Source organism: Devosia sp., assembly GCF_028290625.1.
In the GTDB taxonomy this organism is placed as follows: Bacteria; Pseudomonadota; Alphaproteobacteria; order Rhizobiales; family Devosiaceae; genus Devosia.
On record NZ_JAQGJM010000009.1, the window covers coordinates 62,802 to 80,953 of the forward strand.

Here is an 18,152-nt window from a genome sequence, read left to right on the forward strand (position 1 = left end):
CTCTAGTGTCACTCAGCGTATCTCAACTGCTCGAAGGCTCGGGTGCTCGCCCCAAACGGGGGCTTGGCGCCGTATTCGGCCTGCGTTCGGACAGCCGCAATATCGAGCCGGGCGACATCTTCTTCGCGCTGCCGGGCGGCAAGATCCATGGCAACGCATTCATCGATGAAGCGGTGCGGCGTGGGGCGCTCGCCGTCATCACCGATATGCACCCGGTGGGCGATCCGGGTGTGCCGGTCATCGTGGTCAGCGACGTGCGTGCGGCCTATGCCCGTGCGGCATCGCGCATCTTCGAGCCCCAGCCGGAAATCAACGTGGCGGTGACGGGCACCAACGGCAAAACCTCCGTGGCCTCGTTCGTTCGCCAAATCTGGACCTATGCGGGCATCGCTGGGGCCAGCATCGGCACGCTCGGTGTCGATACCGCGACCCGCCATATCGATGGCAGCCTGACCACGCCCGACGCCCGCAATCTGCATCAGTCGATGCGGGCGCTCAAGGCGCAGGGCATCGACCATGTGGCTCTCGAGGCCTCCAGCCACGGGCTGGAGCAGCGGCGGCTCGACGGCATTCATTTCGAGGCGGTGGCCTTCACCAATCTCAGCCGCGACCATCTCGACTACCATGAGGACATGGACGCCTATCGCAATGCCAAGCTGCGCCTGTTCACCGACCTTCTGGTCAATGGCGGGCCAGCAGTGGTCAATGTCGACGATCCCGAATACGAGCCCTTCATGTTCGCCGCCCTGGGCAATGGCTCAACGCTGCTAACCGTGGGCCGCGAAGGTGCTTACATCGAAATCCTGTCGATCGAGACCGAGGGCTATGGCCAACGCGTCGAGGTTCGTCATGTCGGCGAAAAACTGAGCTTTCATCTGCCGCTGACCGGCGAATTCCAGGTCAGCAACGCGTTGGTCGCGGCGGCTCTGGCTATGTCGAGCGGCGCCGACAAGGAACATGCATTTCCCGCGCTCAGCGAACTGAAAGGTGCCAAGGGGCGTCTGGAGCTGGTAGCCGAGCACAAGGGTGCAGCCATTTTCATCGACTATTCGCACACGCCCGATGCGCTGAAGACGGCACTGAACGCGCTGCGGCCTTACGCGACAAGCTCGCTGCGGGTGGTGTTCGGCTGTGGCGGGGACCGCGACAAAGGCAAGCGTCCACAAATGGGCGCAATCGCCAGCGAACTTGCCGATAGCGTAATCGTGACCGACGATAATCCGCGCACCGAAGACGCCGCGACCATCCGCAAGGAAATCCTCGCCGCCGCCAAGGGGGCCAAGGAGATCGGCGACCGCAAGAGCGCCATCGTCACGGCGATCAAGGCCTTGAAATCGGGCGACGTTCTCCTGATTGCCGGCAAGGGCCATGAGGAATATCAGATCGTCGGCACGACGAAGCACCATTTCTCCGACCATGAAGTGGTGGCGGAAGCGATCAAGGGATAAGAATTTGAACGAGCCAGATACTCGAGGCAGCACCTCCCCTTCGAGGGGGGAGGTTGGGAGGGGGTGGTGGCTGGGCACTATGCATAGAGCAGGTCCGGCCCTCTCCCCAACCCTCCCCGCAAGGGGGAGGGTGCCAAATCGAGCAAGCGGTACTGTCCGGCCATGACCAAACCCCTCTTCACCCTCGACGCCGTCCTCGCGGCCACCGGCGGCCACGCTGACGGCGTAACCGCGCCCGCCATCAATTCCATCACCATCGACTCGCGCGAGATCGGTCCCGACGCATTGTTCGTCGCCATCAAGGGTGATCGCTTCGACGGGCACGGCTTCGTCGCCAACGCCCTGGCTGACGGCGCGGTCGCGGCATTGGTCAGCGAGGGCAAGGCTGGCGGTCCCGGCACTATCGTGGTGCCTGACGCACTCGAAGCCCTAGCCGATCTGGGGCGCGCCGCCCGCGCTCGCAGCCGCGCCAATATCGTCGGCGTCACCGGTAGCGTCGGCAAGACCACCACCAAGGAAATGATCCGCACCGTCTTCGCCGCCGCCGGCCAGACCCATGCGTCGATCAAGAGTTTCAACAATCACTGGGGCGTGCCGCTGATGCTGGCGCGCATGCCCGAGGAAGCCCAGTTCGGCGTCTTCGAAATGGGCATGAACCATGCCGGTGAAATCGAGCCACTGGCCAAGATGGTGCGCCCGCACATCGCGCTGATCACCACGGTCGCTCCGGCGCATCTGGAGGCCTTCGGATCGCTGGAGGGGATCGCTGCGGCCAAGGCAGAAATTTTCACCGGGCTCGAACCGGGCGGGACCGCCGTCCTCAATGCCGATCATGAGCAGATCGACACGCTGCGCGAACACGCGGCGGCGGTCGGTGTCGAATCCGTCGTCACCTATGGCTTTTCGCCGGACAGCGGCTGGCACATCGCCAAATACGAAACAGTGGCAGACAAAAGCTTCGCAGAAATCCACCATTCTGGCTCCAAATACGACCTGGTGCTCAATGTTCCGGGTCGCCACATGGTCGCCAATGCGACCGGCGCGCTGGCCGTCAGCTTCATCGCCGGCGTCGAGCCCGCGGTAGCGCTGGCAGCGCTCGCCACCTTCGGCGCGCAGGTCGGCCGGGGGCAGAAGCTCAGTTTCGGCGATGAGGATAAGCCGCTTATCCTGCTGGATGAAAGCTACAATGCCAACACTGCCTCGATGATTGCCGCGCTCGACGTCTTCTCCAGTCAGACCGCGCTTGGACGCAAAGTATTGGTCCTTGGCGATATGCTGGAGCTTGGCGAACAAAGCCCGCAGCTTCACGCCAGCCTTTCCGATGCCGTAAGTGCCTCTGGCGCAGAGAGAATTTACCTTGTCGGCCCACAAATGGCGGCGCTGGTTTCGGCACTGGGCCCCGAGCGGGTCACCGCCCATACACAGGCCGTAATCGAGATGGCGGAGATTGTGCTGCGCGATCTTGCCTATGGCGACACAGTTATGGTCAAAGCATCCAACGGCATCGGGCTTGCGGATATCGTGGAAAAGATCCGCAAGCGGTTCGCCTGAACCCCGAGACGAGGACACGTCCAAGCATGTTGTATTTTCTCGGTCAGCTCAGCGACAGCCTCACAGCATTCAACGTTTTCCGCTACGTCACCTTCCGCACCGCCGGCGCGGTGGTCACGGCGCTGTTCTTCGTGTTCATGTTCGGCCCCGGCATGATCGCCCTCCTCCGCCTCAAGCAGGGCCGTGGCCAGCCGATCCGCGAAGATGGCCCGGCCGGGCACCTTTTGACCAAAAAAGGCACGCCGACCATGGGCGGGCTGATGATTTTGTCGGGCGCCGTGCTGTCGACGCTGCTGTGGTCGAACCTGGCCAATGGCTATGTGTGGGTGGTGCTTTTCGTCACCATCGGCTTTGGCGCCATCGGCTTTTACGACGACTACCTCAAGGTCAAGCGTATGAGCCACAAGGGCTTTGGCGGCAGGCAGCGCCTGCTGATCGAGGCCATTATCGGGCTCATCGCCTGCTACGCCATTTCCCGACTGAGCGAGCCGGCCTATGCCACGTCGCTGTTGTTCCCGTTCGTGAAGGGACTGGCCTGGAACATGGGCTATTTCTTCATAGTGCTGGGCGGCTTCGTCATCATGGCGGCGGGCAATTCGGTCAACCTGACCGATGGTCTCGATGGCCTCGCGATCGTGCCGGTCATGGTGGCGGCAGCCTGCTTTGCGCTGATCGCCTATCTCGTCGGCAGCGTGACGTTTTCGGACTATCTGTTCCTCAATTATACGCCGGGCACGGCAGAGCTATCGGTCGTGTGCGGAGCGCTGATCGGGGCAGGGCTGGGGTTCCTCTGGTTCAACGCGCCACCTGCGCAGATCTTCATGGGCGATACCGGCTCGCTGGCCCTGGGCGGCGCGCTGGGCACCATCGCGGTGGCGACCAAGCATGAAATCGTGCTGGCGATCATCGGCGGGCTATTCGTGCTGGAGACCGTATCGGTCATCGTGCAGGTGGCTTCGTTCCGGCTGACGGGCAAGCGGGTATTCCGCATGGCGCCAATCCATCATCATTTCGAGGCGCTGGGTTGGACCGAGAGTCAGGTGGTGATCCGGTTTTGGATTATCTCCTTCGTGCTGGCGCTGATCGGGCTGTCGAGCCTCAAACTCCGCTAGCTGACTCGCAAAACGCAAAAGCGGTGGGAAATCGGTAACCATCGGCGGGCTAGAATGGCGGGGAATTGTTTTTCCCTTCCAGGAGGCCGGTCCGACCGGCGCGCGCATGATGTTTTCCCGCGCAGAGAAGACGCCCTTGGCGGAGTGGTGGTGGTCGATCGACCGCGAATTGCTCGGGGCGCTGATCCTGCTCATGACCTGCGGCATGGTGCTGAGCTTTGCCGCCAGCCCCCCGGTGGCCGAGCGCATCGGGCTGTCGCCCTGGTTCTTCGTGATCCGCCACGCGCTGTTCTGCCTCGCAGCGCTGCCGGTGATGATTGCAGCCTCATTTCTGAACCACCGGCAGGCGCGCTTTTGGGCGCTGGGCACGCTGATCGTCAGCGTGGCGTTGCTCTGGGCGACGCTGAAATTCGGCACGGAAGTCAAAGGCGCGCGGCGCTGGGTGTCCTTCATGGGCCAGTCGATCCAGCCGTCGGAATTCGTCAAGCCGGCCTTCGCGGTGCTGGGCGCATGGCTGTTTTCCGAAAGCATGGTGCTCAGGAACGTGCCGGGCAAGATCATCGCGACCGTGATTGCATTCACCATCGTCGCCGGCTTGCTGCTGCAGCCCGATATCGGGCAGACGGCGCTGATCCTGGCCACTTGGGCGGCTCTGATGTTCGTATCGGGGATTTCCTGGTGGATCATTTTCGGCATGGCGGGTGCCGGCGGCGGGCTGCTGTTCGGCGCCTATATTTTCTTCCCGCACTTTTCCAAACGCGTGGATACCTTCCTCAACCCGGAGGGGGGCGGCAATACCTACCAGATCGACCGGGCGCTGCAGTCCTTGCTTGAGGGTGGCTGGTTCGGCCGGGGGCCGGGCGAGTCCGAGGCCAAGAAGCTGATCCCCGACGCCCACGCCGACTATGTGTTCTCGGCGGCGGCCGGAGAATTCGGCATTTTGTTCTGCATGGTTCTGGTCGGGCTGATCTGCTTCATCGTGATTCGGGCCATGCTCGGGGCGCAGCGGCAGACGAGCCTGTTCGCGCGACTGGCGGCGTCGACGCTGGCGATCCAGTTCGCCATGCAGTCGGGTATTAACCTGGCGGTGAACCTCAACCTGATCCCGCCCAAGGGCATGACGCTGCCCTTCGTCAGCTATGGTGGCACGTCGATGATCGCCATCGCCTTCGGCATGGGGCTGATGCTGGCGCTGACGCGATCCAAGCCCGAGGAGCGGCTGACCACGGGCATACCGGTCTATCGCAGCGCGCTGGCGCCAGCGGAATGAAGACATTTGTTTTGATGGCGGGCGGCACGGGAGGACATCTCTTCCCGGCCATGGCACTGGCACAGGAATTGGGCCGGCGCGGGCATGCGGTCGTATTGATGACCGATCACCGGGTGGCCAATTACGGGGCCGATTTTCCGGCGAAGGAAATCCATGTGGTCCCGGCGGCAACGCCGTCGCTGAGCAACCCGATCAAGTTCGTGACCGGTGGATTCAAGATTGTCGGCGGGATCGCGGTGGCGTTCGGCAAGCTGGGCAAGATCAGGCCGGATGCGGTGATCGGGTTCGGCGGCTATCCGACCTTTCCGCCCTTCGTCGCGGCGAGCCTGCGCGGCATTCCTGGGATTTTGCACGAGCAGAATGCGGTTCTCGGACGGGCCAACCGGGCGCTGTCGCGGTTTGCCGATATTCTGGCGATGAGCTTTCCGCAGACCAAGTTCGCCGATGCACTGACGCTGGAAAAGCGGGTGACGGGCAATCCGGTGCGCGACCGGGTGCGGGCGATTGCGCGCACGCCTTATCCGGCGCTGGACGAGCAGGGCCCGCTCCGGCTGGTGATCTTTGGCGGCAGCCAGGGTGCGCGGGCGTTTGCCGACCTGGTGCCGCCGGCGATTGCGCTGATGCCCGAAGAGATCAGGCATCGGTTGCAGGTGGTGCAGCAGTGTCGGGCGGAGGATTTAGACCGCGTGACGGAAGCCTATCGGCTGGCCAAGGTCAATGTGGAGCTGGCGGCGTTCTTTGACGATCTGCCGGAGCGCATGGCGCGGGCGCATCTGGTGATCGGGCGCTCGGGCGCGTCCACCATTACTGAGCTGTGCGTGCTGGGGCGGCCCGCGATCCTGGTGCCGCTGCCGGGCGCGATCGATGCCGACCAGAAGAACAATGCCATGGTGATGGAGGCGGTCGGTGCCGGCTGGATTGCCGAGCAGGCCACGCTTACGCCGTATTCACTCGGCACTCGGCTCACGACTTTGTTAACCGATCCTGATGCCCTGCGGACGGCCGCCAACGCGGCTCGCGCACTAGGCCAGCCGCTGGCCGTCGAAAAGCTGGCGGACCTGGCCGAAATGCTGGCCGGCAAGGGCACGACCGAAATGGAACACACCTCATGAAAATGCCGCGCAACATCGGGCCGGTCCACTTCGTCGGTATCGGCGGGATCGGCATGAGCGGGATCGCCGAAATCCTGCACAACCAGGGCTATGTGGTGCAGGGCTCCGACGCCGCCGCCAATCCGAATGTGCAGCGCCTGCAAAGCATGGGCATCAAGATCGAAATCGGCCAGCGGGCCGAGAACTTGGGCGAGGCAGCGGTTGTTGTCGTCTCGTCGGCGATCAAGAAGGGCAATCCCGAGCTCGACGCGGCGCGCGCGCGTGGGCTTCCAGTGGTGCGGCGGGCCGAAATGCTGGCCGAAATCATGCGCTTCAAGAATGCCATCGCCATCGGCGGCACGCATGGCAAGACCACGACCACGACGCTGGTGGCCACGTTGCTGGATGCCGGCAATCTCGATCCGACCGTGATCAATGGCGGCATCATCAATGCCTATGGCACCAATGCGCGGCTGGGCGAGGGCGAATGGATGGTGGTGGAGGCCGACGAGAGCGACGGCACTTTCGTCAAGCTGCCGGCCGATGTGGTGATCGTCACCAATATCGATCCCGAACATCTGGATCATTATCACGACTTCGAAGGCGTCAAGAAAGCCTTCCACAATTTCGTCGAGAACGTGCCGTTCTACGGCTTTGCGGTGATGTGCCTCGATCATCCCGAAGTGCAGGCGCTGGTGGGTGAAATCCGCGACCGGCGGGTGATTACCTATGGCACCAATCCGCAGGCCGATGTGCGGTTGGTGGACCTGGAAACCATCGACGGGGTCAGCCATTTCGCGGTGGAAATTCGCGATCGCATTCGCATGACGCAGTTGCGCATCGACGGGCTCGAACTGCCGATGCCTGGGGTGCACAACGCCCTCAATGCGACGGCGGCGATCGCGGTAGCGGACCAATTGCACGTGCCGGCCGAGGCGATCCGTAAGGGGCTCAAGGGCTTTACCGGGGTCAAGCGTCGCTTCACCAAGACCGGCGTCGTTGGCGGGATCACGGTGATCGACGACTACGGGCATCATCCGGTGGAAATCGCCGCGGTGCTGCGGGCGGCGCGGCAATCGACCAAGCGCGACGTGATCGCGGTGGTGCAGCCGCATCGCTATAGCCGCCTGCATGACCTGTTCGACGATTTTTCGGCCTGCTTCAACGATGCGGACACAGTGATCGTGGCGCCGGTCTATGCGGCGGGCGAGCAGCCCATTCCCGGCGTGACGCATGAGGAACTGGTCAACCGCATCAGGGCGCGCGGACATCGCGATGCGCGGGTGCTCGACAAGCCCGAAGACCTGCCGGCGTTGATCGCCGAGCGTGCGGCGGATGGGGATTATGTGGTGCTGCTCGGGGCGGGCAATATCACCCAGTGGGCCGGGGCGCTGCCCGGGGAACTCGGCGCGCTGCTCGGGAAGGACGTTCAATGAGCAAGCATGTTGCCGTCCTGATGGGCGGGTGGTCGCAGGAGCGGCCGGTGTCGTTGAAGTCGGGCACCGAATGTGCGGCTGCGTTGCGGCGGGCCGGCTATCAGGTGACTGAAGTCGATGTCGGGCGCGATGTCGTGGCCGTGCTGACCGCGCTCAAGCCCGACGTGGCCTTTAATGCGCTGCACGGACCGTTCGGCGAAAGCGGGATGATCCAGGGCGTCCTGGAACTGATGGAATTGCCCTATACCCATTCGGGCGTGCTGGCCTCGGCACTCGCCATGGACAAGCATCAGGCCAAGATCATGCTGAAGGCGGCGGGCGTGCCGGTGACCGATCACGTGATCGTGTCACGGGCGGAAGCGGGCCGCGCGCATGTGATGCGGCCTCCATACGTCATCAAGCCGATTGCTGATGGATCGAGTTTTGGCGTGTTTATCGTCAAGGCCGAAACCAGCCATCCGCCGCAGGAAATCCTGCGGGAAGACTGGAAATCGGGCGAAGACCTGATGGTCGAGCGCTATATTCCCGGGCGCGAACTGACCTGTGCGGTGATGGGCGACGTTGCGCTGGGGGTGACGGAAATCATCACCAGTCTCGACTTCTACAACTACGACGCCAAGTACGCCGCGGGTGGCTCCGTCCACATCATTCCTGCGCAACTGAAACCGAAAATTTACGACAAAGTGCAGAAGATGGCCTTGGCCGCACATGCGGCTTTCGGGTGCCGGGGCGTGACGCGGACGGACTTCCGCTACAATGAGGCGGCGGGCGAGGACGGCGAACTGGTGTGCCTGGAAATCAATACCCAGCCGGGGATGACCCAGACCTCGCTGGTGCCTGAGCAAGCTTTGCATGCCGGGCATTCGTTCGAGGAACTGGTCGCCTGGATGGTGGAGGACGCGAGTTGCAACAGGTAGGCACCAAGGCGATTCTCGCCGGCGCAAGGGTTATCGACCCGCGCGCGCTGCCTGTGCATGTGTCTGCGCCGCGTCGGCGGCTGCGCAATAATTTCGGCCGGACCTGGATTTTGCATCGCACCGCAGTGGTGCGGATCGTCGTTGCGGTGGTCGCCGTGGTGGCGGCCGGCGTGCTCTACGAAGTGCGCGATACCGTCATGCAAGCTAGCGCGAACCTGGCCGTGGTGGCGCAGGGACAATTGGGCCATACCGCCTTCGCGATTGGTGAAATCTCCATCAGCGGGCAGTCGTTGACCAGCGAGCAGTCGATTTTCGACGCGCTGGGGGTCGAGCCGCATACCTCGAACGTCAGCTTCGACGTGGAAGCGGCGCGGCAGCGGATCGCCGAATTGCCGTCGGTCGAGACCGTCAATATCCGCAAGATTTACCCGGGTGATCTCGTGGTCACCATCACCGAGAAGGTGCCGGTGGCACGCTGGCGTGTTGATGGCGTGACCTTCGTCGTCGACGGCGAGGGTGAGCAGATCGGCGAAGATCACGGCACCTATGGCGAGCTGCCGCTGGTGGTGGGCGACGGCGCCGCCGACGATGCGCTGGTGATGATCATGGCGCTGAAGCAATATCCGCATCTGCAGGACGGGCTGGTGGCGCTTTCGCGCATCGCCGACCGGCGTTGGGACCTGATTTACGACACTGGGCTGCGCGTGCAATTGCCTGAGCTAGGGGTGGCTCAGGCACTCAAGCGGCTCGACTACTACCAGACCGATTTCCAACTGCTCGATCGCGACGTGACCCAGATCGACCTGCGTGTTGCCAGCATTGTGGCGGTGCGCCCGACCAAGACAGAAGAACCCCCAAAGAAATGATGACCGATTCGATGACATCGCGGCTGCGGCCCGTGCAACCCGGCAAGACCACCCTGGTGGCGGTGCTCGATATCGGCTCGACCAAGATTTGTTGCGTCATCGCCCGCCTGACGCCGCGCGCCGAAGGCAAGGCGCTGCGCGGACGCTCGCACCAGGCTGAGGTGATCGGGTTCGGATATGGACCGTCCTCGGGCGTCAAGAGCGGCGTCGTCTCCGATATCGAAAAGGCCGAACAGGCGATCCGTTCGGTCGTCGGCATGGCGGAGCGCGCCGCCGGGCTAACGCTGGAATCGGTGATCGTTAATGTGACGGCGGGCCGGCTGGGCTCGGAGATGTTCTCTGCGGCGGTGTCGCTGGATGGGCAGGAAGTCGAAAAATCCGACATTCATCGGGTGCTGAAGGCCGTCAACGAGCGCAGTGTGCGGCCGGAGCGGTCGATCATCCATGCGCTGCCGATCGGCTATTCGCTGGACGGGCAGAAGGGCATTCGCGATCCCAAAGGGATGGTCGGCGACCAGCTTGGCGTCGATGTGGCGGTGGTGAGTTCCGAGACGCTGGCGATGCGCAATCTGGAGCTGGTTCTGCATCGGTGCCACCTGCAGATCGAAGCGCTGATTGCCACGCCCTATGCGTCGGGGCTGGCGGTGCTGGTGGATGACGAGAGCCAGCTTGGCGTGGCCTGCATCGATTTTGGCGGCGCGACGACGACGGTGTCGGTCTTTAATGACGGGCATCTTTGCTATGCCGATGCGATCGCCATTGGCGGGCATCACCTGACGCTGGATATCGCGCGGCAGCTCTCTGTGAGCGTGGCTGACGCGGAACGGTTGAAGACGTTCTATGGCTCGGTGCTGCCGGGTCAGGCGGACGAGCGCGACATGATCTCGATCCAGCCGGTGGGCGCAACGCATGATGAGGCGCCGGGGCAGGTGGCCCGTTCGGTGCTGACGCGCATCATGCGGCCGCGCATCGAGGAAATCCTCACCGCCATCCGCGATCGGATGCAGGCGACTGGCATGATGGATGTGTGCGGGCGGCGGTTCGTGTTGACCGGCGGCGCCAGCGAGATGACCGGCCTGCCCGAGGTGGCGCGGCGTATTCTGGCGCGCAATGTGCGCAATGGGCGGCCGATGGGCATTGCGGGCCTGCCGGAAATGGCCAAGGGCGCGGCGTTTGCCAGCGTGGCGGGCATGCTGATCTATCCGCAGGTGTGTTCGCAGGAGTATGTCGAGCCGCGCGGCGCGCGCAAATTGACCGGCACGGACGGCTATTTTTCGCGCGTCGGACACTGGCTGCGCACGAGCTTCTGAGGGTGGTCAAACCCGCCCTCATTACATTTTGGCAAGGCTGCCGTGCAGCGTCCCCAAGTGCGTTGACAGGCCCGTTGCGCGGGCGCATGACGCGCGCAGTGGTCCTTCCACTTCAACCCAGAGAAACCCCATGAACCCCGACAGTCGAAGTTGTTCTTCGATCCCATTCGCGGTCCTGCGCGCCTGACAGCGATGTCGGCTCGGCGGGACCGTAACCGGTCTTGCCCAGGAGCCTTGCCATGCTGCGCGCATATCAACATCAAACCAATAAACTCATCCAGGTTCCCGTATCCGAGGGCAGTTTGACCGACGGACTGGTCTGGCTCGACCTGCTCGATCCGACGCCCGAAGAAGACAACCTTGTCGAGTCGATGCTGGGCATCGTCATTCCGACGCAGGCGGAAATGGAAGAGATCGAGCTGTCGGCCCGGCTCTACAATGAAGACGGCGCCGAGTTCATGACCATGACCGCGCTGTTCAAGCTGGACACCGAGGAGCCATCCAAGACCCCGGTCACCTTTATTCTCAAGGGCATGACCCTGGTGACGGTGCGCTATGCCGAACCCAAGCCGTTCCTGGCGTTTTTGATGCGGGCACAAAAGGCCAAGGGCATCATCTGCGGCTCGGGCGAGCAGGTCTTCCTGGGGCTCCTGGAGGCGATGATCGATCGGACCGCCGACGCGCTGGAACGGGTCGGCTACGAGATCGACCATATTTCGCGCGATGTGTTCCGCAAGAAGAAGTCCAGCGCCAAGCAATTGCAGCAGGATCTGCGCTCGATCATCGAACAGATCGGTGCCAAGGCCGAATTGCTGACGATGGTACAGGAGAGCCTGGTCAGTATTTCGCGGCTGGCGGCGTTTCACTCGGCGCCCGACGCCCCCACCACCAAGGCCGGGCGTGAGACACGGCAGTTGATCAAGCTGATCCAGCGCGACGCACTCTCGCTGGGGGAACACGCGCGGACCCTGTCGAGCAAGATCAATTTCTTGCTCGACGCTACGCTTGGCCTGATCAATCTGGAGCAGAACCAGATCATCAAGATCTTCTCGGTGGCGGCCGTGGTGTTCCTGCCGCCGACGCTGGTGGCCTCGATCTATGGCATGAACTACCAGATCATGCCCGAACTGCAGTGGACCTTCGGCTACCCGTTCGCCCTGGGGCTGATGGTGCTCTCGGCGGTCCTGCCGTATTTCTACTTCAAACGGCGCGGCTGGCTCTAAGCCTACCAAGCGCGTCCGGCGGCCTCGCCCAGCGTCAGGCTCAGCCGCCGGCGGGTCGCGGCCTCAAACTCTTCGGGCCAAGCGATATCCAGTCGCTTGGCCATCGCCCGCGCCCGCGGCATGAATTGGCGGGCAATCTCGAAATTGGCCGCGATCAGTGCGTCGCGCTCCGGTCCCGGATAGGGCAGGGAGGCGAGCAATTGCATCTGGTCGGGCGGCAGAAGCTTGGATTGATGCAGGATGCCGCCGGGGTCTGGATTGGTCACGTCCTGCATCAACAGGGTCGCCAGGTGGTCGCGCAGCATGCCTACGCCCAGCACCATGGTGACATATTCCCGTCTGCCGACGGCGACAGGGATCAGGCCCAGCATGCGGATGAATTCGTGGATCAGGTAGTGGACCTTGCCTGGATCAGGCGCCTTGGGCGGCAGGCTGTCGGGTAGCGTGTCGTAGAGACCGTTGCGATCGATCAGTGGTTTTACGGTATTCTTGGCACGCCGGCCCAGATTGTCGGGCGCAACGATACTGAGGTCGCAGCGTAGCCACTCTTCCGAGACGGCATTGATGATCAGGCCGCCACGGTTCAACTCGTTCCAGAACACGATTGGGGTGATCGCATGCAACACCTCGCGCCAGCGGGCGGCGAGCGCCGGCTGATCCTCAGGCGCCACCAGCGCGATCAGGTCGACATCGCTATATTCGTCGGCCGTGCCCCGGCCATAGCTGCCGGCCAGGAACAGAGCATGGATGGCGGGTTCATGCGCCAGGTCCGCTTGGACGGCGTGGATCAGGTCTTGCTGGTTCATGCCGATCTCCCACGATGCACGCGGTAGAAAGCCACGGCAGGACGGCAATGACAACACCTTGGTGGCCCCCAATTTTGACCTATATGGGCAAGCGGAGTAGCCTGATGCCATGAGCAAATACATTTTCAAGAATGCCGCGACGCACCTGCCCGAGGATTGCCGGCCGAGCGGAGAAATCCTGGCGACGCTGGGCGATAAGTGGACGGTGGCGGTCCTGGGCAATCTGTCCAAGGGGCGGGTGCGGTTCTCCGAACTGGAAAACCTGGTCGAAGGTATTTCGCAGCGCATGCTCACGCTGACCCTGCGCAGCCTGGTGCGGGATGGACTGGTCGCGCGCCGGGTGGCGCCGACAGTCCCGCCAAGGGTCGACTATGAACTCACCGAGCGGGCGCAGGGGCTGCTGGAGCCATTGTCCCTGCTGCATGTCTGGGCGACCGGCAATATGGCCGGGATCACCGAATCGCGGCGGCTGTTCGACGCCGAAGAGAGCGAAAGCGCCTGACGCGCGACAAATTTGTTCGTCCCTAACCAAAAAGTGCCGCCTTGAGGGCGGACGGCCGTTGACCCCATTTCCGGGCTGGATCAACCAGCAAGGAAATCAAAGTGACCACCAAACCCAAGATCGCCATCATATTGGGCACGACACGACCCACCCGCTTTGCCGACAAGCCGGCGGAATGGCTGATGAACATTGCCAAGGCACGTGACGATGCGACGTACGAAATCGTCGACTTGCGAGATTATCCCATGCCGTTCTTCGAGGAGGCGGGGTCGCCGATGTTTGTGCCGCCGCAGAACGCCGTGGCCCTTGCCTGGGGCCGCAAGGTGGCGGAGTTCGATGGCTATATTTTCGTCACCGCGGAATACAACCATAGCATGCCAGCTGTGCTGAAGAACGCGCTGGACTATGCGTATGCGGAGTTCGGGCGCAAGCCCGCAACCTTCGTAGCTTATGGCGGCGTTGGCGGGGCGCGGGCGGTGGAACAATTGCGGCTGGTGGTCGCCGAACTCCATATGACGTCGCTGAAGCATACCGTTCATATCGGGGCGACAGAGTTTGTCGGCATGCTGATGCAGGGCAAAAGTTTCGCCGATTATCCCTACCTCGACGATGCGGCGAGCATGATGCTCGATCATCTGGCGTGGTGGACCAATACGCTCAGGGCCGGCCGGGAACTGGCCGCAGTAGAGCCATTCGATCACCAGGCGGCTCTCAAGGCTGCTGGGGCTTAGAGCTGGCTCCAGACGGGCGAGATCGTCACCCTCGGGCTGATCCGGGGGTGACGAGCAGTGGTTTTCCTCGGCCGCGCAGATAAAGTGAGGCCTCCAATCGGGAGGTAAAAATGCCGGTCATCGAAGCCGATAGTGGCGTGGTTACGCATATCAACGTGTTCACCGTGTCGCCTGCCAACCAACAGGCTCTGGTGGAGGCGCTGACCGAGACGGTACAGGCGGCAAGCACAGTGCCGGGGTGGATTTCGGCCAGCATTCACAAGAGCTTCGACGGGACCAAGGTGGTCAACTACGTGCAGTTTGAGAGCCATGAAGCGGCGCAGGCGGTCACGCGGCACCTGATGGCGAAGGGGTTGATCCAGCGCAATACCCAGCTCGGCCGCGTCGAGCCGGGTCAATATGCGGTAGCCTATGCCATTCAGGCGCCCGCGTAGGCCTTCTGCAGGTCGGCGACGACGAGCTTGTGCATTTTCAGCATTGCCTGCATGGCGCGGTCGCGGCCGGCGGCGTCGGAACCGCCGAGGGTTTCAAACAATTGCTTGGGCACGATCTGCCAGGACAGGCCGAACTTGTCCTTGAGCCAGCCGCACATGCTTTCCTCGCCGCCATCGGCGGTCATGGTGCTCCAGAAGTAGTCCACCTCCGCCTGGTCGGCACAGGTGACGAAGAACGAGACGGACTCATTGAACTTGAATTGAGGGCCGCCATTGAGCGCCATGAACTTCTGGCCCTCAAGCTCGAACTCGGCGGTGAAGGCCGGCTTGTCGGGCGCCGAGCGGTTGATGTTGGTGACCTTGGCGTTCTTGAAGGTCTTGGTGTAAAATTCGATGGCTTCATCGATACGGTCGTCGAACCACAGGCAGGGCTTGATTGAGGTCATAGTCGTCTCCTCGGGTTGGGCGTTTGCGTCGTTTAGAACCAATTGGTTATATGACTATATGGTTATGTACCGGGCGACGACGACCGTCAACCCATATTTTCGGCCGTTTGGGGTGTGTCATGGTTAACGCAGGGTAAGCGAAACGTTTCCTTGTGTCGCAAATTGCGGTCACGTTAACGCCTGAGGGACAATTGTTAGGCTGGAGTTAACGAATAGCGGGGTAAATCTTTACCAACCACGCCACTATGAGGCCCTCCATGACCATCAACCTGACGATTCCGGATATTCAGGAACTCAAGCCCCGCATTACCGTATTCGGGTGCGGTGGTGCTGGCGGCAACGCCGTCAACAACATGATCGAGTCCGGCCTCGAAGGCGTCGACTTCGTTGTCGCCAATACGGACGCGCAGGCACTGGCCCTGAGCAAGGCGCCGCGGATCATTCAGCTCGGTGTCGGTGTTACCGAAGGCCTGGGCGCCGGCTCGCATCCTGAAGTGGGTCGCGCGGCGGCAGAGGAGAGCTGGGACGAGATCAACGATCACCTCAGCGGCTCGCATATGGTGTTCATCACCGCGGGCATGGGCGGCGGCACGGGTACGGGCGCAGCACCTGTCGTGGCCCGCGCGGCTCGCGAGCAGGGCATCCTGACGGTTGGCGTGGTCACCAAGCCGTTCAACTTCGAAGGCAATCGCCGCGCTCGTCTGGCCGAAGATGGCATCGATGAACTGCATCGCCACGTCGATACGCTGATCGTCATTCCGAACCAGAACCTGTTCCGCGTCGCCAACGAGAAGACCACCTTTGCCGACGCTTTCGCGATGGCCGACCAGGTGCTGTTCTCCGGCGTCGCTTGCATCACCGACCTGATGGTCAAGGAAGGCCTCATCAACCTCGACTTCGCCGACGTGCGCGCCGTGATGCGCGGCATGGGCAAGGCGATGATGGGTACCGGCGAAGCATCGGGCGAAGATCGTGCCCGCCACGCTGCCGAAGCCGCCATTGCCAATCCGCTGCTCGACGACGTGTCGATGCAGGGTGCACGCGGCCTGTTGATCTCGATCACCGGTGGTCCCGACCTGACCCTTTATGAAGTCGATGAAGCGGCCAGCCGTATCCGCGAGGAAGTCGACGCCGACGCCAATATCATCCTGGGCGCTACCTATGACCCAAGCCTGACCGGCACGATCCGCGTGTCTGTCGTGGCCACGGGTACCGACGCCGCCATGGTGCAGGCGCTGGAGCCGGCCAAGCCGCATGCCTCGCGCACGCCGCTTTCGGTCAAGCGCCACGTTCCGGTGGAACCGACCCGCGTCGCCATGGAACGCGCCGCGATGACGACACCGCTGGAAATCGAACATCAGGTGGAAGCGGCGGTTGCCGAGGCCTTCGCGTTCGAGCAGCCGGCGCAGGCCTCCAGCTATGGCCATGAGGACGACGGCGTGTTCGTCGAGCCCTACATTCCTGCCGTTGATTCGAATTACGAGCACGAAGAGATCGCTCAGGTCGAAGAACAGCCGGTGCCAAGCGTTTATGTGCCCTCCAATGCCGCTCGCCCCGAAGGTCAGCGTCGGATGCCGCGTACCGAGGAGCTGCCGATTGTTGCGCGCCGGTCACAGGAAGCGCAGGAACGTCAGGAGGTCGAGCCGCGCAATGCTCGTGCTTTGTTCAAGCGTCTGGCCTCAAATGTTGGTCTCAATCTGGGCCAGCAGGCCGCGGCGAAGGACGAAACCAGCTACTCCAGCGCCGACGACGCAGCAGCGCGCAGTGCAATTGAAGCAAGCAGCGTAAGGGGTTCGCAGGTTCGGCCCCCGGTTGATGGGGCTGCGGGCGGGCTTGATGCGCAGGGTCGCCAGCCGGCACCCGCACCACAAAAAGACCACCTCGAAATCCCCGCTTTCCTGCGTAAGCACGGTTAAGGGCTGCTATCCCAAACGTTGAAACATTGCTCGGTGCGGCTTCCGCACCGAGTTTTTTTTGGATAACACTTTCGTCGCGCAAACTGGGCTGGGCCGGAGTTCTTTCGAGTATGCAGAATATGACAACGCGCCAGCGCACCCTTGCTGCCGCGATTAGCTTTGCCGGATACGGCGTTCATAGTGGGCAGCCGGTAACCCTGACGCTTAGCCCCGCCCCCACTGACAGCGGCTATCTGATCAGCCGTGATCTGGGCGAGGGCCGCAGAACCGCCCCGGTCGCTGTCCATTTTTCCCGGATCACCCGCACCACGCTGTGCACCACGCTTGACCTTGGCGACAGCGTATCGGTCGCCACCATTGAGCACGTGACCTCGGCGCTCTCTGGCATGGGCGTGGACAATGCCCTGATCACCGTCGACGGCGGGGAATGCCCCATTCTCGATGGTAGCGCGCGACCATTTGCCGAAGCCATCCTGCATGTGGGCCTCGAAATCCAGCCGGCGCAACGCAAATTCCTCAAGATCATGCGCGCCGTCACAGTGCGCAACAACGACGCCTTTGCGGCGCTTGAGCCCTATAACGGGCGCGCGCTGGACCTTGAGATCGATTTCGACTCCAAGGTCATTGGCCGCCAGCGCATGATCTTCGACTGGACGCCGCGCCGCTATTACGACGATGTTTCCAGCGCCCGCACTTTCGGCTTCGTGCGCGACGCCAAGGCCCTGCGCCAGGCCGGCTATGCGCTGGGCTCCAGCCTCGACAATTCCATCACCGTGCATGAGGACCGCATCCTCAATCCGGGCGGGTTGCGCTATGAGGACGAATTCGTGCGCCACAAGCTGCTCGATGCGATCGGCGATCTGTCGCTGGGCGGGCTGCCGATCTGGGGCCGATTCCGCTCCTACAAGGGCGGGCACGCCCTCAATGCCCATGTCCTCAGCGGTCTCTTCTCCAGCGATGCCAACTATGAAATAGTGAACGCCGAGGACCTGCCGCTGGAGTTCGATAGTTTCGACGACCAGCCGGAAGGTCTGGAGATCCGTCACTATCTGCGGTCGGTGGGCTGACCGGCCGTCATGGCGCGGCCACAGTT

General features: G+C 62.7%; 17 protein-coding genes. 15 read left to right on the plus strand and 2 right to left on the minus strand.

What is annotated here, in order from left to right; translation table 11 throughout:
• Window positions 1-5 precede the first annotated feature (5 nt).
• From JWR51_RS03980 to corA, 10 genes are all read left to right on the plus strand, one after another.
• Complete coding sequence (locus JWR51_RS03980; protein ID WP_299743986.1) at window positions 6-1,448, plus strand: UDP-N-acetylmuramoyl-L-alanyl-D-glutamate--2,6-diaminopimelate ligase; 1,443 nt, start codon at window positions 6-8, stop codon at window positions 1,446-1,448.
• A 162-nt stretch (window positions 1,449-1,610) separates the two neighbouring features.
• Window positions 1,611-2,999, plus strand: a complete 1,389-nt coding sequence (gene murF, locus JWR51_RS03985) for a UDP-N-acetylmuramoyl-tripeptide--D-alanyl-D-alanine ligase (protein ID WP_299743988.1) — start codon at window positions 1,611-1,613, stop codon at window positions 2,997-2,999.
• A gap of 26 nt (window positions 3,000-3,025) precedes the next feature.
• Complete coding sequence (gene mraY / locus JWR51_RS03990) at window positions 3,026-4,111, plus strand: phospho-N-acetylmuramoyl-pentapeptide-transferase (protein WP_299743991.1); 1,086 nt, start codon at window positions 3,026-3,028, stop codon at window positions 4,109-4,111.
• Between the two features lie 106 nt (window positions 4,112-4,217).
• Window positions 4,218-5,381: a putative peptidoglycan glycosyltransferase FtsW gene (locus tag JWR51_RS03995; protein ID WP_366525544.1), complete on the plus strand. Its 1,164-nt coding sequence runs from the start codon at window positions 4,218-4,220 to the stop codon at window positions 5,379-5,381.
• Window positions 5,378-6,493 (plus strand): undecaprenyldiphospho-muramoylpentapeptide beta-N-acetylglucosaminyltransferase, encoded by a 1,116-nt coding sequence (gene murG / locus JWR51_RS04000; protein ID WP_299743993.1) that lies wholly within the window; start codon window positions 5,378-5,380, stop codon window positions 6,491-6,493. The genes JWR51_RS03995 and murG overlap by 4 nt, the downstream gene beginning before the upstream one ends.
• Window positions 6,490-7,908, plus strand: a complete 1,419-nt coding sequence (murC, locus tag JWR51_RS04005; RefSeq protein ID WP_299743995.1) for a UDP-N-acetylmuramate--L-alanine ligase — start codon at window positions 6,490-6,492, stop codon at window positions 7,906-7,908. The genes murG and murC overlap by 4 nt, the downstream gene beginning before the upstream one ends.
• Entirely contained in the window at window positions 7,905-8,825 is a 921-nt protein-coding gene (locus JWR51_RS04010) for a D-alanine--D-alanine ligase (RefSeq protein WP_299743997.1), read from the plus strand. Before murC ends, JWR51_RS04010 begins: the two co-directional genes overlap by 4 nt.
• Complete coding sequence (locus JWR51_RS04015) at window positions 8,813-9,691, plus strand: FtsQ-type POTRA domain-containing protein (RefSeq protein WP_299743999.1); 879 nt, start codon at window positions 8,813-8,815, stop codon at window positions 9,689-9,691. The genes JWR51_RS04010 and JWR51_RS04015 overlap by 13 nt, the downstream gene beginning before the upstream one ends.
• Window positions 9,688-11,001, plus strand: coding sequence for a cell division protein FtsA (ftsA, locus tag JWR51_RS04020; protein WP_299744001.1), 1,314 nt, complete (start codon window positions 9,688-9,690; stop codon window positions 10,999-11,001). The genes JWR51_RS04015 and ftsA overlap by 4 nt, the downstream gene beginning before the upstream one ends.
• A 239-nt stretch (window positions 11,002-11,240) precedes the next feature.
• Complete coding sequence (corA, locus tag JWR51_RS04025) at window positions 11,241-12,224, plus strand: magnesium/cobalt transporter CorA (RefSeq protein ID WP_299744004.1); 984 nt, start codon at window positions 11,241-11,243, stop codon at window positions 12,222-12,224.
• Window positions 12,225-12,226: 2 nt separating this feature from the next.
• Here the strand turns inward: corA and JWR51_RS04030 are convergent, their stop codons facing one another.
• Complete coding sequence (locus JWR51_RS04030) at window positions 12,227-13,030, minus strand: nucleotidyltransferase domain-containing protein (RefSeq protein WP_299744007.1); 804 nt, start codon at window positions 13,028-13,030, stop codon at window positions 12,227-12,229.
• 109 nt (window positions 13,031-13,139) lie between these two features.
• On the opposite strand from JWR51_RS04030, the gene JWR51_RS04035 reads away from it, so the two are divergent.
• The 3 genes from JWR51_RS04035 to JWR51_RS04045 all read left to right on the plus strand — a co-directional run bounded on the left by JWR51_RS04035 (window position 13,140) and on the right by JWR51_RS04045 (window position 14,697).
• The gene (locus tag JWR51_RS04035; RefSeq protein ID WP_299744010.1) at window positions 13,140-13,532 is read left to right on the plus strand and encodes a helix-turn-helix domain-containing protein; all 393 of its coding nucleotides are present in this window, start codon (window positions 13,140-13,142) and stop codon (window positions 13,530-13,532) included.
• A gap of 101 nt (window positions 13,533-13,633) precedes the next feature.
• The gene (locus JWR51_RS04040) at window positions 13,634-14,263 is read left to right on the plus strand and encodes an NADPH-dependent FMN reductase (protein ID WP_299744013.1); all 630 of its coding nucleotides are present in this window, start codon (window positions 13,634-13,636) and stop codon (window positions 14,261-14,263) included.
• 110 nt (window positions 14,264-14,373) lie between these two features.
• Window positions 14,374-14,697, plus strand: a complete 324-nt coding sequence (locus tag JWR51_RS04045) for an antibiotic biosynthesis monooxygenase family protein (protein ID WP_299744015.1) — start codon at window positions 14,374-14,376, stop codon at window positions 14,695-14,697.
• On the opposite strand, the gene JWR51_RS04050 is transcribed toward JWR51_RS04045, so the two are convergent.
• On the minus strand, window positions 14,682-15,143 hold the full coding sequence (locus JWR51_RS04050; protein ID WP_299744018.1) for a VOC family protein: 462 nt from the start codon (window positions 15,141-15,143) through the stop codon (window positions 14,682-14,684). The two genes, JWR51_RS04045 and JWR51_RS04050, sit on opposite strands and share 16 nt — an antisense overlap.
• A gap of 257 nt (window positions 15,144-15,400) precedes the next feature.
• On the opposite strand from JWR51_RS04050, the gene ftsZ reads away from it, so the two are divergent.
• Window positions 15,401-17,059 carry a cell division protein FtsZ gene (gene ftsZ, locus JWR51_RS04055; RefSeq protein WP_299744021.1) on the plus strand — a complete coding sequence of 553 codons (1,659 nt, stop codon included), beginning with the start codon at window positions 15,401-15,403 and terminating at the stop codon, window positions 17,057-17,059.
• Window positions 17,060-17,169: 110 nt separating this feature from the next.
• On the plus strand, window positions 17,170-18,126 hold the full coding sequence (gene lpxC / locus JWR51_RS04060) for a UDP-3-O-acyl-N-acetylglucosamine deacetylase (RefSeq protein WP_299744024.1): 957 nt from the start codon (window positions 17,170-17,172) through the stop codon (window positions 18,124-18,126).
• Window positions 18,127-18,152: the final 26 nt, after the last annotated feature.

What these genes read in the sequence shown, in the direction of transcription:
- murF (WP_299743988.1), top strand. Translation starts at nt 1,611, where the DNA reads ATGACCAAACCCCTCTTCACCCTCGACGCCGTCCTCGCGGCCACCGGC.
- mraY (WP_299743991.1), top strand. Translation starts at nt 3,026, where the DNA reads ATGTTGTATTTTCTCGGTCAGCTCAGCGACAGCCTCACAGCATTCAAC.
- JWR51_RS03995 (WP_366525544.1), top strand. Translation starts at nt 4,218, where the DNA reads ATGATGTTTTCCCGCGCAGAGAAGACGCCCTTGGCGGAGTGGTGGTGG.
- murG (WP_299743993.1), top strand. Translation starts at nt 5,378, where the DNA reads ATGAAGACATTTGTTTTGATGGCGGGCGGCACGGGAGGACATCTCTTC.
- murC (WP_299743995.1), top strand. Translation starts at nt 6,490, where the DNA reads ATGAAAATGCCGCGCAACATCGGGCCGGTCCACTTCGTCGGTATCGGC.
- JWR51_RS04010 (WP_299743997.1), top strand. Translation starts at nt 7,905, where the DNA reads ATGAGCAAGCATGTTGCCGTCCTGATGGGCGGGTGGTCGCAGGAGCGG.
- ftsA (WP_299744001.1), top strand. Translation starts at nt 9,688, where the DNA reads ATGATGACCGATTCGATGACATCGCGGCTGCGGCCCGTGCAACCCGGC.
- corA (WP_299744004.1), top strand. Translation starts at nt 11,241, where the DNA reads ATGCTGCGCGCATATCAACATCAAACCAATAAACTCATCCAGGTTCCC.
- JWR51_RS04030 (WP_299744007.1), bottom strand. Translation starts at nt 13,030, where the DNA reads ATGAACCAGCAAGACCTGATCCACGCCGTCCAAGCGGACCTGGCGCAT.
- JWR51_RS04035 (WP_299744010.1), top strand. Translation starts at nt 13,140, where the DNA reads ATGAGCAAATACATTTTCAAGAATGCCGCGACGCACCTGCCCGAGGAT.
- JWR51_RS04045 (WP_299744015.1), top strand. Translation starts at nt 14,374, where the DNA reads ATGCCGGTCATCGAAGCCGATAGTGGCGTGGTTACGCATATCAACGTG.
- JWR51_RS04050 (WP_299744018.1), bottom strand. Translation starts at nt 15,143, where the DNA reads ATGACCTCAATCAAGCCCTGCCTGTGGTTCGACGACCGTATCGATGAA.
- ftsZ (WP_299744021.1), top strand. Translation starts at nt 15,401, where the DNA reads ATGACCATCAACCTGACGATTCCGGATATTCAGGAACTCAAGCCCCGC.
- lpxC (WP_299744024.1), top strand. Translation starts at nt 17,170, where the DNA reads ATGCAGAATATGACAACGCGCCAGCGCACCCTTGCTGCCGCGATTAGC.